The organism is Erythrobacter sp. BLCC-B19 (assembly GCF_028621955.1).
In the GTDB taxonomy this organism is placed as follows: domain Bacteria; phylum Pseudomonadota; class Alphaproteobacteria; order Sphingomonadales; family Sphingomonadaceae; genus Erythrobacter.
Window position 1 is genome coordinate 3,094,458 of the sequence record NZ_CP117516.1, and the last position, 13,325, is coordinate 3,107,782.

12 protein-coding genes and 1 tRNA gene are annotated in these 13,325 nt (G+C 67.0%); 8 read left to right on the forward strand and 5 right to left on the reverse strand.

Annotated elements, in window-relative coordinates; translation table 11 throughout:
* The first annotated feature begins 254 nt into the window (after positions 1-254).
* Both PS060_RS14570 and PS060_RS14575 read left to right on the forward strand, forming a co-directional pair.
* Entirely contained in the window at positions 255-2,996 is a 2,742-nt protein-coding gene (locus PS060_RS14570; RefSeq protein WP_273984155.1) for an Rne/Rng family ribonuclease, read from the forward strand.
* A gap of 1 nt (position 2,997) precedes the next feature.
* Positions 2,998-4,062 carry a tetratricopeptide repeat protein gene (locus PS060_RS14575; protein ID WP_273984157.1) on the forward strand — a complete coding sequence of 355 codons (1,065 nt, stop codon included), beginning with the start codon at positions 2,998-3,000 and terminating at the stop codon, positions 4,060-4,062.
* Here PS060_RS14575 and PS060_RS14580 read toward each other — a convergent pair whose 3' ends face one another.
* Positions 4,063-4,698: a class I SAM-dependent methyltransferase gene (locus tag PS060_RS14580; RefSeq protein WP_273984159.1), complete on the reverse strand. Its 636-nt coding sequence runs from the start codon at positions 4,696-4,698 to the stop codon at positions 4,063-4,065. It lies immediately after the preceding gene.
* 109 nt (positions 4,699-4,807) lie between these two features.
* Here PS060_RS14580 and PS060_RS14585 point away from each other — a divergent pair, with 109 nt between their 5' ends.
* Positions 4,808-5,107, forward strand: a complete 300-nt coding sequence (locus PS060_RS14585) for a hypothetical protein (RefSeq protein ID WP_273984162.1) — start codon at positions 4,808-4,810, stop codon at positions 5,105-5,107.
* Here the strand turns inward: PS060_RS14585 and PS060_RS14590 are convergent.
* Positions 5,104-5,616: an SEL1-like repeat protein gene (locus PS060_RS14590; protein ID WP_273984164.1), complete on the reverse strand. Its 513-nt coding sequence runs from the start codon at positions 5,614-5,616 to the stop codon at positions 5,104-5,106. The genes PS060_RS14585 and PS060_RS14590 overlap by 4 nt on opposite strands.
* Positions 5,617-5,742: 126 nt before the next feature.
* Between PS060_RS14590 and PS060_RS14595 the strand changes: the two genes are divergently transcribed.
* Positions 5,743-6,783 (forward strand): amidohydrolase family protein, encoded by a 1,041-nt coding sequence (locus PS060_RS14595; RefSeq protein ID WP_273984167.1) that lies wholly within the window; start codon positions 5,743-5,745, stop codon positions 6,781-6,783.
* A 103-nt stretch (positions 6,784-6,886) separates the two neighbouring features.
* Positions 6,887-7,891 (forward strand): NAD(P)H-dependent flavin oxidoreductase, encoded by a 1,005-nt coding sequence (locus PS060_RS14600; protein ID WP_273984169.1) that lies wholly within the window; start codon positions 6,887-6,889, stop codon positions 7,889-7,891.
* Between the two features lie 3 nt (positions 7,892-7,894).
* On the opposite strand, the gene PS060_RS14605 is transcribed toward PS060_RS14600, so the two are convergent.
* The 3 genes from PS060_RS14605 to PS060_RS14615 form a co-directional block, all read right to left on the reverse strand.
* Positions 7,895-8,413, reverse strand: a complete 519-nt coding sequence (locus tag PS060_RS14605; RefSeq protein ID WP_273984171.1) for an AHH domain-containing protein — start codon at positions 8,411-8,413, stop codon at positions 7,895-7,897.
* Positions 8,414-9,115: a hypothetical protein gene (locus PS060_RS14610; protein ID WP_273984172.1), complete on the reverse strand. Its 702-nt coding sequence runs from the start codon at positions 9,113-9,115 to the stop codon at positions 8,414-8,416. It lies immediately after the preceding gene.
* Between the two features lie 196 nt (positions 9,116-9,311).
* Complete coding sequence (locus PS060_RS14615) at positions 9,312-9,803, reverse strand: flavodoxin family protein (protein WP_273984173.1); 492 nt, start codon at positions 9,801-9,803, stop codon at positions 9,312-9,314.
* 82 nt (positions 9,804-9,885) lie between these two features.
* Between PS060_RS14615 and recJ the strand changes: the two genes are divergently transcribed.
* The 3 genes from recJ to PS060_RS14630 all read left to right on the forward strand — a co-directional run bounded on the left by recJ (position 9,886) and on the right by PS060_RS14630 (position 13,267).
* A complete protein-coding gene (gene recJ / locus PS060_RS14620) occupies positions 9,886-11,685 on the forward strand; it encodes a single-stranded-DNA-specific exonuclease RecJ (protein ID WP_273984175.1) in 1,800 nt (599 codons plus the stop codon).
* A 94-nt stretch (positions 11,686-11,779) separates the two neighbouring features.
* A tRNA-Glu gene (locus PS060_RS14625) sits at positions 11,780-11,854 on the forward strand.
* A gap of 159 nt (positions 11,855-12,013) precedes the next feature.
* Entirely contained in the window at positions 12,014-13,267 is a 1,254-nt protein-coding gene (locus PS060_RS14630) for a sensor histidine kinase (RefSeq protein WP_273984177.1), read from the forward strand.
* Positions 13,268-13,325: the final 58 nt, after the last annotated feature.

The window sequence follows — 13,325 nt, forward strand, 5'->3', positions numbered from 1 at the left end:
TGATGCAGTGACGACACGTTTTTCCCGATCGACGAGCATGGAGCGCGCTTCGCGCTCGCGTGCTCTTTCGGGTCAAGACGCGGCGCTTGGCCGCACGTTCGCCACTGCAGACACGAGCTTCGCGCTGACCGCCTTGTGCGGCGCAAGCGCGATTATCCCTTCCGGCTCAGCCCAGCGCCTCGCCGGTTCACCACAATATGCGCGCCCCCTTCATGCCCCCTTGTGGGCAAGGCCGGGCGCATGGAGACATTTCAATGGCAACGCGCATGCTTATCGATGCGCGCCACCCGGAAGAAACCCGGGTGGCGGTTCTGCAAGGCAACCGGATTGAGGAATTCGACTTTGAATCTGCCGAACACAAGCAGATCAAGGGCAATATCTATCTTGCGAAAGTAACCCGGGTCGAACCCTCGCTGCAGGCGGCTTTCGTCGACTTTGGCGGCAATCGCCACGGCTTCCTCGCCTTCAGCGAAATCCACCCCGATTACTACCAGATCCCCAAGGCGGATCGCGACGCGCTGCTCGCCGAAGAGGCCGAGGCCGCCGAGGAAGAAGAACGCCTGCGCGCCGAAGAGGAAGACGAGGGCATCTCGCCGGGCGCCGAATATGACGCCGAGGACAATAGCGGCGAAGCGCTCGCCGAAGACTTTGCCGAAAACGGCGTCGAGGAAGTCGACACCTCCGACAAGGACGATGTCGCCACCATCGAAGGCGGCGCATCGGACGAAGAAGACAGCTCGGACGACGAGAACGGCGAAGAAGCCGCCGAAGACACCGAAGGTGGCGAGGAACGTCGCGGCCGTGGCCGTGGTCGCCGCCGTCAGGGCAAGGGTGACAGCAAGGGCGGCCGCAGCCGCGCCAAGCAGGTAGACGAAGTTCGCGCCAAGCGTATGGCGCTGCGCCGCCGCTACAAGATCCAGGACGTGATCCAGCGCCGTCAGGTGCTGCTGGTGCAGGTCGTCAAGGAAGAGCGCGGCAACAAGGGCGCGGCGCTGACCACCTACCTGAGCCTCGCGGGCCGCTACACCGTGCTGATGCCCAACTCGTCGCACGGCGGCGGGATCAGCCGCAAGATCAGCTCCACCAGCGATCGCAAGCGCCTGAAGGACATGGTGTCCGACCTCAAGCTGCCCAAGACCATGGGCCTAATCGTGCGCACCGCCGGCATGAGCCGCACCAAGCCCGAGATCAAGCGCGACTTCGATTACCTCGCCCGCGTGTGGGACGAGATCCGCGAGAAGACGCTGGCTTCGGTCGCGCCCGCGCTGATCCATTCGGACAGCGACCTCATCAAGCGCGCGATCCGCGACATCTACAATAAGGAAATCGAGGAAGTCGTCGTCGAGGGCGAGGAAGGCTACAAGTCGGCCAAGGCCTTCATGAAGCTCCTCATGCCCAGCCACGCTCGGCGGGTGAAGGCCTATTCCGATCCCGTGCCGCTGTTCCAGCGCTATGGCGCGGAAGACCAGCTGCGCGCGATGTATGATCCGATGGTGCAGCTCAAGAGCGGCGGCTATCTCATCATCAACCCGACCGAAGCGCTGGTGTCGATCGACATCAACTCCGGCCGCTCCACCAAGGAGCACGGGATCGAGGCGACCGCGCTCCACACCAACCTCGAAGCCGCCAAGGAAATCGCCCGCCAGCTGCGCCTGCGCGACATGGCGGGCCTTGTCGTGATCGACTTCATCGACATGGAGTACCCCTCCAACGTCCGCAAGGTCGAGAAGGCGATGAAGGACGCGCTCAAGAATGATCGCGCGCGTATTCAGGTCGGCCGCATCAGCTCCTTCGGTCTGATGGAGATGAGCCGCCAGCGACTGCGCACCGGCGTGCTCGAAGCCACCACCCGCCCCTGCCCGCATTGCGATGGCACGGGGCTGGTGCGCACGGCATCGTCGGCGGGCCTTTCGGCGCTGCGTCTGATCGAGGACGAGGCGGCCAAGGGCAAGGGCACGCAGATCCGTCTCGCCGCGAGCACTGAGGCAGCGATCTACCTCCTCAACGAAAAGCGCGCCGACCTCGTCGAGATCGAGCAGCGTTACGGCGTCAGCGTCGAAGTCGTGCCCGAGGGCGAGGACGAAGGCGCGAAGATGACGGTCTCCAGCGCCGGCCCGCGCCCGGTTCATGCGCCCAAGTTCGAGCCGATCGTCGATGACGACGATGATGATCTGCCCGAGGAAGAGGACGATTACGCCGAAGAAGAGCCCGAGGCGCGCGAGCCGCGTCAGCCGCGCCGCGAACGGAGCGACAGTGACGACGAAGGTGGGCGCAAGAAGAAGCGTCGTCGTCGTCGGGGTGGCCGTGGCCGCAACCGCGACCGTGAAGATGGCGTCGAGGGCGAAGGCTCCGAGGGCGCATCTGACGAAGAAGGCGGCGATGAGGCTGACGATGCGGCGGACAATGCCGCGCCTGCCAATGACGAGGATGGCGGCGAAGGCCGTCCGAAAAAGCGCCGCCGCCGCGGCGGTCGTGGTCGCAAGCGCCGCGAAGGCGGTGATGGCGACGGGCAGGACAGCGACGGCGAAGCCCTGACCGGCGATGCCGACGCGGCCTCCGATGGCGAAGGCGACACCGAACTGCCTGCGCCGGTCGAAGCGCCCGCCGAACCCGAAGCGGCTGCCGAAACGGACGCCGCGGCTGACGCAGAAGCCGAAGCCCCGGCCGAAAAGCCCAAGCGCAAGCGCGCCCCGCGCAAGACCAAGGCCATGCTCGCCGCCGAAGCGGAAGCTGCTGCGGCACAGGCAGAGGCACCTGCCGAGGCGGAAGTCCCGGCAGAAGCTGCCGAAGAGGCTCCGGCTGAAAAGCCCAAGCGCAAGCGTGCGCCCCGCAAGGCCAAGGTCGCCGAGGCCGAGCCTGCTGCGACCGCCGAGGTCAGCGAGCCCGCTCCTGCTGCCGCAGAACCGGCAGCTGAAGCGGCGCCGTCTGCCGATGCCGCTCCCGATGCCGAGGCCAAGCCGCGCCGCGGCTGGTGGCAGCGCACTTTCGGCGAGTAAGATGCACAAGGGGCAGCGCGCCGTGCGGTCGCTGATCGCGCTGGCCGCTGCCCTGATTGCATTCGCCCTGCCCGGGCTTGCCTCACCTGCCTTGGCCTCGTCGCAGTCCGCACAGACCGACGAAGGCCCAGCCATGGCAGCCTATCGCAGCGGCGACTACGACACTGCCCGCACGCTTTGGCAACAGGGCTGCGATGCGGGATCGATGCGCGACTGCTTCGAAGTCGGCATCGTCTACCGCGACGGCGAAGGGGTCGCACCCGATGCGGCGCGCTACCTCGCCCTGATGGCCCGCGCCTGCGATGGCGGGATAGGTGCGGCCTGCCACAATCTCGCCCGCGAGGAATTGCGCGCCGCCGAGGAGGGCACCGGCAGCGTGACCCCGGCCCAAGTCACAGCGGGCACTGCCTTCTACGCCCGCGCCTGCAAACTCGGCACGCAGGTCAGCTGCCGCAATCTCAGCCTCCACCTCGCGCGCGAAGCAGCAAAAGGCGACAAGGCCGCGCTCGATAGCCTGCGCCAGGCCTGCCTCGACGGTTCCGGCTCGGTCTGCTTCGGTCTCGCCAGCCTTTACGATATCCACCTTGAGGCGAGCCTCGGCGATGATCCGGCCGCCGCCAATGCGGCGCTGTTGCTCGGGTGCGAACGGATGGATCGTGACAGCTGCCAGAACCTCGCGTGGCATTACGACCACGGCTTCGGCTTTGCGACCAACCGCGTGCGCGGATCGGCGCTCTATCATCTTGCCTGCGACGATGATCCGGGCTTCGTGTGCCCCATGGTTCCCGGCAGCGCGATTGCCGCCCACCCCGACAGGGATGCCCCGGTCAGCCGGCAATGGCAGCGCGCCGCGGGCGCCTACCGCGCGGCCTGCGAGGATGGGCTGGCGATGGGATGCTTCGGCTATGCGCGGCTCATCGCCAAAAGCGGCAAGGGCGAAAGCGAGGGCGCTGCGATGCGCGAATGGCTCGGCAAGGCGCTCAGTCTTTCGCCCGGAATGCCGGTTGCAACGGAGCTGCTGCGGCGGGTCGAGGCAGGCGAATTGCCGCCTGCGCCGCTCGGCTGATCACGCGCCCGCCTTGCGCGCCACCCCCCACTCCATCCATCCGGCAAAGCGCGGCGCCTTGGGGGTGTAGCCCTGCCCCAAGGTCTCGACGGCAAAGCCTGCTCCGGTCAGCGCGCTGGCAATGGGCCGGGTCAGATGGCAGCCACCCGCAAGCCGTTTCCACAAGGGCTCGACCCGCTCCTGCCACCCGCGCACGCCAGCGTCGGGCGCACGGCCATGTTCTAGGAACAGGGCTTGCCCGCCGGGGCGCAGGATCCGGCGCAGCTCGCGCATCACCTGCGTGGGATCATCGACCGAGCACAAGGTGAAGGTGCACACCACGCAGTCAAAGCTGGCATCGGCGAACGGAATCGCCTCGCCCCGCCCCTGCCTGAGGTCGGCCGCCCAGCCCTTCGCCCGCGCCGCAGCGCGCGTGGCATCGAGCAGCCCCTCATGCGGGTCGATCCCGGCATAGGAGGTGATCGCGCGGGCATCGTAGAATTCGTGATTGATCCCGCCCCCGCAGCCCAGCTCGAACACGTCGCCGCGCGCCCTCGGCACCACCGCGGCGCGGCGTTTCATCACCTGTCCCTGCGAGCACGCACAGGTGATCAGCCGCGGCATGACGTTCGCCTCGTACCAGTCGCGCAGCCCCATCACGCCCTCCTCGCTTGCCTCTTTCCCCGCCGCGCAATGCGTGGCACGTTATGCGGGAAATGCCAAAAGGCTTCTTGGCAGGCCAATGCATCTTGGGAGGGATGCCCTGATGAACACCGACACCCCCGGCGCGGCAACACCCCGATCGCGTTTCACCTTTCATCCCAAGCTGTGGATCGGCGCGGCGATGCTGCTCGCCTTTCCGGCGCTCGGAACGATGATGGGCGAGGCCCAGTGGGGCGCTGAGGACTTCGCGGCGATGGCGCTGCTGCTCGCGCTGCTGTGCGGCGCGATCGAGGCAGCGATACACTTCCTCGATGCGCCGCGCTGGCGGATCGGCGGGATCATCCTTGCCGTTCTGCTGTTCCTGACCGTGTGGGCGCACCTTGCGGTGGGCCTGATCGATTAGAGCGCCTTCTTGCGCGCGCGCAGATTGGCAAGACGAACTTCGGCGCTTTCCAGCCCCGCTGCGCCCGGCACCATGATCGGCTCCATCGGACGCTGCAGGCTGCCCACCCCGGCGACCTGTTGGCCAGCGATGTAGGAGTTCTGCCACGCCGCGCGGCGATAGGCGAGTTCTGCCTTGTCCCAATCCTGCGGCACCCCGCGCCCTTCCTCGAAGCGGATACCGAGTTCAAGCAGCGCGGGCTTGTGATCCATCCCGGCAAGCTGAGCGAGCTGCGGCAAAGGCATGGCATCGCAGGCGATATTGGTGACCACCCCGTCAGCGCCGCGCCAAGGGCAGCCGCCAGCCTTGCCCTTAGCCGGCACCGCGGCCAGCGCAGCATCAAGCCGCGCCTGTTCCTGCGGCGTCACCGGCGTGCGGGCCGAGATGCCCATGTATTGCTTCACCGTGCAGCCGCCGAGCCCCAACAGCAGCGCTGCGCCCATTACGCCTGACAGACCAATCCTGCGCATCCCCGACCCCCCAATTTATCACTCGCGCGCGCCGTCACTTGCCAAGGCGGCGAACGCGGCACAGACAAGGGTAGCGGAGATTTCTGGAGGCTGAACAACCGCCCCGCGACGCAAACAGGAGAGAGCATGACCGAAGCGATCATCGACCCCGATCTGCCCATCATCGATCCCCACCATCACCTGTGGGATCTGCGTCCGCTGGTCGGAATGTTCCCGGAGCCGCACCACCCCTTCATCAGCGCGATCGTGCCCAATGCCTATTACACCTTCGACCAGCTGCACGCGCACCTGACCACCGGTCACAACATCATCGGCACGGTCTATATGGAGTGCGGCGCCTTCTATAACGGGGCCTATGGCGATGCGCTGAAGAACGTGGGCGAGGTCGAATTCGTCAATGGCGTCGCGGCGCAATCGGCGAGCGGGCTCTATGGCCCGGCACGCTATTGCGCCGGGATCGTCGGCCACGCCGATCTGACCCTCGGGGCTGCGGCAGGCGAGGTTCTGGACGCGCTGCAAGCGGCCTCCACCCGCTTCCGCGGCATCCGCCACGCCGCCGCGTGGGACGCCGATCCGGGCGTGCTCGGTCCGCCGTTCCACCACGCGCAAGGCCTCTACCGCGATGCCACCTTCCGCGAAGGGTTTGCCGAGCTTGGCAAGCGCGGAATGACCTTCGATGCCTGGCTGCTCGAACCGCAATTGCCCGACGTGATCGATCTCGCGCGCGCCTTCCCCGATCAGCCGATCTGCCTCGACCATGTGGGCACCCCGGTCGGGATCGGCAGCTACAAGGGCAGGCTTCACGAACGCTTTGACGAATGGCGCCGCAACATCCGCGCGCTGGCAGAATGCGAGAACGTGGTGGTCAAGCTCGGCGGCCTTGCGATGGCCTTTTGCGCGCTGCCCGAAGAAGGCCCGGCGGCCGGATATTCCTCCGAACACCTCGCCGCGCTGTGGCGACCCTATATCGAAACCTGCATCGAGGCTTTCGGGGCGGGCCGCGCGATGTTCGAGAGCAATTACCCGGTCGATTACTGGGGTGCGGATTACGCGGTGCTGTGGAACGCCTTCAAGCGCCTCGCCCGTTCGGCCAGCGCTGACGAGAAGGCAGCGCTGTTCGCAGGCACGGCGGCGCGGTTCTACGGGATCGAGGATGTGCTCGCCTGAGCTGCTCGATTGACGCTGCGTCACCATCAAAATCACGCTTGGCAGCCTTGGAACCCACGCTAGAGACGCGGGTTGATCGCAAAAGCGTTTTGAGGAGAAACCGATGCCCCTTCCCGCCCCGTTTGATCGCCTGCGCCTGCCGCTGATCGGCTCGCCGCTGTTCATCGTCTCCGGGCCCGAACTTGTGATCGCGCAGTGCAAGGCGGGGATCATCGGCAGCTTTCCGGCGCTGAATGCGCGCCCGCAGTCGCAGCTGGATGAATGGCTCCACCAGATCACCGAGGAACTCGCCGCGCACAACCGCGCGAACCCGGATCGCCCGGCGGCGCCCTTTGCGGTCAACCAGATCGTCCACAAGACCAACGACCGCGTCGATGCCGACATGGCGACCTGCGCCAAGTGGCAGGTGCCGATGATCATTACCTCGCTGGGCGCGCGCGAGGACATCTATACCGCGGTGCGCAATTGGGGCGGGATCACGATGCATGACGTGATCAACAACCGCTTTGCGATGAAGGCGATCGAAAAGGGCGCGACGGGCCTGATCCCGGTGGCGGCAGGGGCAGGCGGCCATGCCGGTGCGCTCTCGCCCTTCGCGCTGATGCAGGAAATCCGCGCCTGGTTCGATGGGCCGGTGGCGCTGTCGGGGGCCATCGGTCACGGTGCCTCGATCCTCGCCGCCCAAGCCCTGCGCGCCGATTTCGCCTATTGCGGCAGCGCCTTCATCGCCACCAAGGAAGCCAATGCGACCGATGGCTACAAGAACGGCATCGTCGAAGGTTCCTCGGAAGGGATCGTCTACACCAACCTCTTCACCGGGGTGCATGGCAATTACCTGCGCTCCTCGATCGAGGCAGCGGGGATGGACCCCGACAACCTGCCCGAAAGCGATCCCAGCAAGATGAACTTCGGCAGCGGCGGCAACACCAAGGCCAAGGCGTGGAAGGACATCTGGGGTTCGGGCCAGGGGATCGGGACGATCAAGGAAGTGGGCACCGTGGAAGACCTCGTCGCCCGGTTCGAGCGCGAATATCACGAGGCCAAGGCGCGCCTCGCCGCCAATTCCGGCTACACCGCATGGGCGGCGATGGCGGAAGCTGCGGAGTAAGGCCTACTCGGCCATCCACAGAGCTTCGGCCATCGCGTCGAGCTCGGTGAAGTCGAAGCCGGTGCCGAGCGGGTCCTTGCGGTTGAGCACGACCCGCCGGCGCTCGGCCAGCAGGCGGCGGCGCAGGGCGCCTTGCAGCAGTTCGAGACGCAGCAGGGCATCGGCCAGCGCGGCTTGCTCGTCATGGCGGCGGGTGTTGGCCCAGCTGACCTCAATCCGGCCGACGCGGGCGATCACGACCTCGTTATAGCGCCGGTGCGGCCCGCGGTGGAGCGGCATCCCGGTGCGGATCGTGGCCGCTTCGGTGGCGGGCAGCAGCAGGCCATTGCGGCGGAAGTCGTCAAACCCGACGCGAACCCGCCCGAGATGGGCAAACATGGCCCCAAAGCAGCGCTGCGAGAGCAATTGCCGGGGCAGCAGGTGATGGCGCTGCAAACCGGGGTCATAAGCCGCCGAACCCGGCGCATTGACCGAGCGGAACGCGATAACAGTCAGGCTGGCTGTGCGACCCCAGTTCGGCATCTATTCACGCCAGACGCTGATCGTGGCCCGCTCCCGCGCAGGACGCAGCACCAGGCGGGTGCCATCGGGCGCGACGATATGGTCGTCGTGATCGAGCGGCCCGCCGATCACCAGATGGTTGATGATCCGGATCCCAAGCCGCGTCGCTGCCACGCGGTCGTGGCTGAGAGGCGGCTCGATCCTGAGTTCCTGACCGATCCAGAAGCCGAGCCCGACGCTTTGCAGCGCGCCGTCCGGTGCTGCCGTGAAGGCGGTCAGGCCGAGTGCCGGGAACGGGCCGCCTTCGATCCATGCACTGGTCACGCTTTCAAAGAAACGTCGGCCGATCGCGCTGCCTGCCGGGCTCCAGACCACCGCGCCCAGATCCTCGAACTGTCGCACCAGATCGCACGCCAGCATCAGCATCGTCCGATTGACGGGCAGGCTTGCACCAGCGGATGCGAGATGCGGGCCCGGCCGCAAGGTCATCGCCTCATATTCGGCCGCAGTGGGAAGCGCTGGCAGGTCGAAGCGGTGCTCCAGTGCGGGGAAGGCGCTGGCCGGGCCCGGGGCAAGTCCGCTGAGATCGAAGGTCAAACCGTCGCGCAGCAATTCGATCCAGTGCAACTGCCCCGCCCACAGCGCTTCATCATCGGAAAGGGCAGACGGATCGGGATCATGGCTGACGGCGCCAAGGGGCAAGCGCGCCAGCGCCGCGCGCACCGCAGCACGATCAGGCCGTCTGCCCGCGGCAAACAGCAGATGCAGCTCAGCAACTTGAGCGCGCTGCGACTGTGAAATCTTCGAGACCCCCTCGATTTATGCCCGCCACATTTTTGTTGTGCGCGCCAACTTTGGCCTGTTTGCCGGCCATCGTCGAGTCCCCAAACCGCAAGCCTGTCCCAATTCGGAGCAATCGCTAGAACACCCCGATCCGCAGTCCTTCGGCAAATCCTGCCCCCAATTCCCGGCACTGATCGAGCAGGGCGGCAGGCACCTGTTTGGGTGCGGCAATGGCCTCTGGGGTTTGGGCGGAAAGGTTCACGATCAGCGGATCGGCAACGCGGCGAAGACGCCAGCCCGTCACGATCCGGTCGATCTGACGTTCGGCCCCTGCCCCGTCCGATCCTGCCGCGATCAGGGTCGCATAGGGTCGCCCCTCGATCTGGCCGAGAGCCGGATAGTAGCAGCGGTCGAACATCTCCTTCATCAGCCCGCTCATGCTGCCGAGGTTTTCGGGACAGCAGAACAGATAGCCGCCGGCTGCCAGCAGCATCGCGGGCACCGCATCCTCGGCCGCCACCAACCAGGCGGCCTCGCCTGCACCCTCGGCCGCAGCGCGCGCCATGGCGGCCGCAGCGCCGGTGCGGCTGTGCCACAGGATCAGCAGACGGGGCGCGGCAGACGACATGGCGCAAGGCTGGCCCTTGCAGCTGTCGATTGTCAACCGCGCGCACCTGTCGGTTGCAGCGGCTTTGCGCTATCGACGGGCCATGGCCACCACCCCCCTGCCCCCACCCGGCTTGGCGCCGGTTCTTGGCGTTTCCGCCTCCCTGTCAGGCAAGGCCTGGCGCTGGCGGGGCGGGAACATGGAGCTGGGCGAGGATGTGCATGGCCTTGGCCACTCGATCCTCGATCAGCTGCTGCTGACCCGCGGCGTCGCTCAGGATGACCTGCCCCGTCACGCCCAGCCCACCTTGCGCGCCTTTCTGCCTGACCCGTCCGTCTTCCGCGACATGGACACCGCTGCCGAGCGACTGGCTGCCGCAGTGATCGCGCAGGAGCGGGTGACGATCTATGGCGACTACGACGTCGACGGCGCCACCAGCGCTGCGCTGCTGGTCGAACTGCTGCGCCAGCTGGGGCTCGACGCAGGCTATTACATCCCCGACCGCCTGCTCGAAGGCTACGGCCCCTCGGGCGAGGCGCTGGTGCGGCTGGCCGAGAGCGGATCGCAGCTGATCGTCACGGTCGATTGCGGCGCGATGGCCCACGAGGCGCTGGGCATGGCCCGCGCCGCCGGGGTCGATGTGATCGTCGTCGATCACCACAAGTGCGCGCCTGAACTTCCCCCCGCCGCCGCGCTGGTCAATCCCAACCGTCTTGACGAGAGCGACCTTGGGGCGAGCCACGGGCACCTTGCCGCCGTCGGCGTTGCCTTCCTGCTCGGCGTGGCGCTCGTGCGCACGTTGCGCGGGCGGGGTTGGTTTGCCGACGGGCGGCGCGAGCCGGAACTGATGGGCCTGCTCGATCTGGTCGCGCTCGGGACGGTGGCTGACGTCGCCGCGCTCCACGGCCTCAACCGCGCCTTCGTGGCGCAGGGGCTGAAAATCCTCGCCCGGCGCGAGCGGATCGGGATGGCCGCGCTGATGGACGCAAGCCGCCTCACCCGCGCGCCGCAATGCAGCGACCTCGGTTTTGCCCTGGGGCCGCGCATCAATGCCGGGGGGCGAATCGGCGAATCGACGCTGGGCGTGCGCCTGCTCACCACCACCGACCCGGAGGAGGCGCGTGCCATCGCCGCCCAGCTCTCCCAGCTCAACGAGGAACGCCGCGCCATCGAGGCCGAGGTGCAGGAGGCGGCTGAAGCGCAGCTGGCAGGCCAGCACAATATGGCGGTGCAGGTGCTCTCGGGGCACGGCTGGCATCCCGGGGTGATCGGCATTGTCGCGGGCCGGATCAAGGAGAAGACCGGCAAGCCCGCCGTGGTGATCGCGCTCGACGAAACACAGGGCAAGGGCTCGGGGCGCTCGATCAGCGGGGTTGACCTCGGCGCTGCGATCATCGCCGCGCGCGAGGCCGGCCTGCTGGTCGCAGGGGGCGGCCACGCAATGGCAGCCGGGCTTACGATTGCACCTGCGCGGCTGGCCGACTTTGCCGAGTTCCTCGACACCCGCCTTGCCCGCGACGTCGAGCGCGCGCGCGCCGGGGCGGCGATGCTGCTCGATCTGGCATTGGCCCCCGGCGGGCTCACCCCCGAACTGGTCGAAACGCTGGAGGCGGCCGGCCCCTACGGCGTCGGCTGGCCTGCGCCGCGCATTGCCGTGGGGCCGGTGCGGATCATCAAGGCGGATATCGTCGGGAAGGATCACGTGCGGATCATCGCGGCGGGCAATGACGGCAGGAGCTTCAAGGCGATCGCCTTCCGCGCAGGCGAGAGCGAGATGGGTCAGACCCTGCTCCACCGCCATCAGGGCCGCCGCTTTCACCTGGCGGGCCGCGCGAAGATCGACGATTGGGGCAACCGCCCGGCGGCCGAATTGCAGCTGGAGGACGCCGCGTTCGCCGATTGATCGGGCGGACGGAAAAATTTTTGCAGCAAGGGGGCGATGTCAGGCTTGACCACTCCGAAACACCCCCCTATTGGCGCGCTTCCGCACCGGACGTGGCCCGTTCGTCTAGCGGTTAGGACGCGGCCCTTTCACGGCTGAAACACGGGTTCGATTCCCGTACGGGTCACCATTCGGATGCGTAACAAGGGCGGCAGGCTTAGGCCTCGCCGCCCTTTTTCGTGGCATTGCCCCTCTGACATGGCTGCCGTCCCCTTTGCGCGGCTGATTTTTATGACAAGGACGGCCTGCGCCTTCCCTCGCCCCGCGCATCGCATTAAGGCGCTTGGCCATGGGCAGCGGCCAGAACATCCCCATCGCCGGCATCAGCCTTGCGGGCGTTACCTTTGTCGCATTGCTGTCGCTGGGCACCGATGTCGTGATTGCCCTCGCGGTGCTGACGGTGTGGGTCGGATCGCTGCTGGTCGCCGCCGGTCGTCCGCCCGAACCGCCCAAGGCCAAGATCAAGCAGCGCCTGTCGCTCGATTCGATCCGCGATCTGATCGAGGACACCTCGACCCCGCTGATCATCACCGAACGCAACACCATTGCCATCGCCAACCGTGCGGCGCGCCGGGTGCTTGGCCCACACATCATCGGTCAGGACGCCCGGGTCGGCCTGCGTCAGCCCGAGGCGATCAGCCTGCTGGGCGGCAAGAGCCACGGCGAGGCGATCGTGCGCGGTCTCGTCCGGCGCGGGGATATCTGGCAGATCAACCGCCAGATGATCGACGACCGGCTGGCGATGCTGGAGTTCATCAACCAGACCGCCGAGGCCGACATCAGCCGCGCCCACACCGATTTCGTCGCCAACGCCAGCCACGAATTGCGCACGCCGCTCGCCGCGATACTCGGCTATGTCGAAACCTTGCAGGAAGGCGAAGGCAAGCTCGACACGCCCACCGCGCAGAAGTTTCTCGGCATCATCGAGCGTGAGGCCCAGCGGCTCCACGCGCTGGTCAGCGACCTGATGAGCCTCAGCCGGGTCGAGGCGGAAAAGCATGATCTGCCGACCGAAAGGATTGACCTGGCTTCGCTGGTCGAACGGGCGGCGCGCGATGCGGCCGGGCCGAACCGGATCGAGCGCCTCACGCTCGACATCGCCGACGAGCCGGTCGTGCTGGGCGATCTGCAACAGCTTGAACAGGTGGTGCGCAATCTGGTCGACAACGCCCTGAAATACGGCGCGCCCGATACGCCGGTCGCAGTGACGCTCGATCTGGCGCAGGGCGATCTGGCCCGAATCGCGGTCGAGGATCAAGGGGAAGGCATTGCGCCCGAACAGATCCCGCACCTCACCCGGCGCTTCTACCGCACCGATCCCGGTCGCAGCCGCGCCTCGGGCGGGACGGGTCTGGGCCTTGCGATCGTCAAGCATATTGTGGAACGCCACCGCGGACGGCTCGACATCACCAGCGAGGTCGGCAAAGGGACGCGGGTCGTGGTGCGGATTCCGCTGGCCGAACCCGATCCGCAGGCCGTCAGTCCCCCACCGGACGCGGACAGCGAGGCGCCGAACCAGCCCGAAACCGAGCAATTGTCATAAACCTGTCTTAATTGTTCAACATGGGGCCGTCATGGCGGTATCGGCGGATCACCCGGTT

What these genes read in the sequence shown, in the direction of transcription:
- recJ (WP_273984175.1), top strand. Translation starts at nt 9,886, where the DNA reads ATGGCCACCACCCCCCTGCCCCCACCCGGCTTGGCGCCGGTTCTTGGC.
- PS060_RS14575 (WP_273984157.1), top strand. Translation starts at nt 2,998, where the DNA reads ATGCACAAGGGGCAGCGCGCCGTGCGGTCGCTGATCGCGCTGGCCGCT.
- PS060_RS14600 (WP_273984169.1), top strand. Translation starts at nt 6,887, where the DNA reads ATGCCCCTTCCCGCCCCGTTTGATCGCCTGCGCCTGCCGCTGATCGGC.
- PS060_RS14585 (WP_273984162.1), top strand. Translation starts at nt 4,808, where the DNA reads ATGAACACCGACACCCCCGGCGCGGCAACACCCCGATCGCGTTTCACC.
- PS060_RS14570 (WP_273984155.1), top strand. Translation starts at nt 255, where the DNA reads ATGGCAACGCGCATGCTTATCGATGCGCGCCACCCGGAAGAAACCCGG.
- PS060_RS14590 (WP_273984164.1), bottom strand. Translation starts at nt 5,616, where the DNA reads ATGCGCAGGATTGGTCTGTCAGGCGTAATGGGCGCAGCGCTGCTGTTG.
- PS060_RS14595 (WP_273984167.1), top strand. Translation starts at nt 5,743, where the DNA reads ATGACCGAAGCGATCATCGACCCCGATCTGCCCATCATCGATCCCCAC.
- PS060_RS14605 (WP_273984171.1), bottom strand. Translation starts at nt 8,413, where the DNA reads ATGCCGAACTGGGGTCGCACAGCCAGCCTGACTGTTATCGCGTTCCGC.
- PS060_RS14580 (WP_273984159.1), bottom strand. Translation starts at nt 4,698, where the DNA reads ATGGGGCTGCGCGACTGGTACGAGGCGAACGTCATGCCGCGGCTGATC.
- PS060_RS14615 (WP_273984173.1), bottom strand. Translation starts at nt 9,803, where the DNA reads ATGTCGTCTGCCGCGCCCCGTCTGCTGATCCTGTGGCACAGCCGCACC.
- PS060_RS14630 (WP_273984177.1), top strand. Translation starts at nt 12,014, where the DNA reads ATGGGCAGCGGCCAGAACATCCCCATCGCCGGCATCAGCCTTGCGGGC.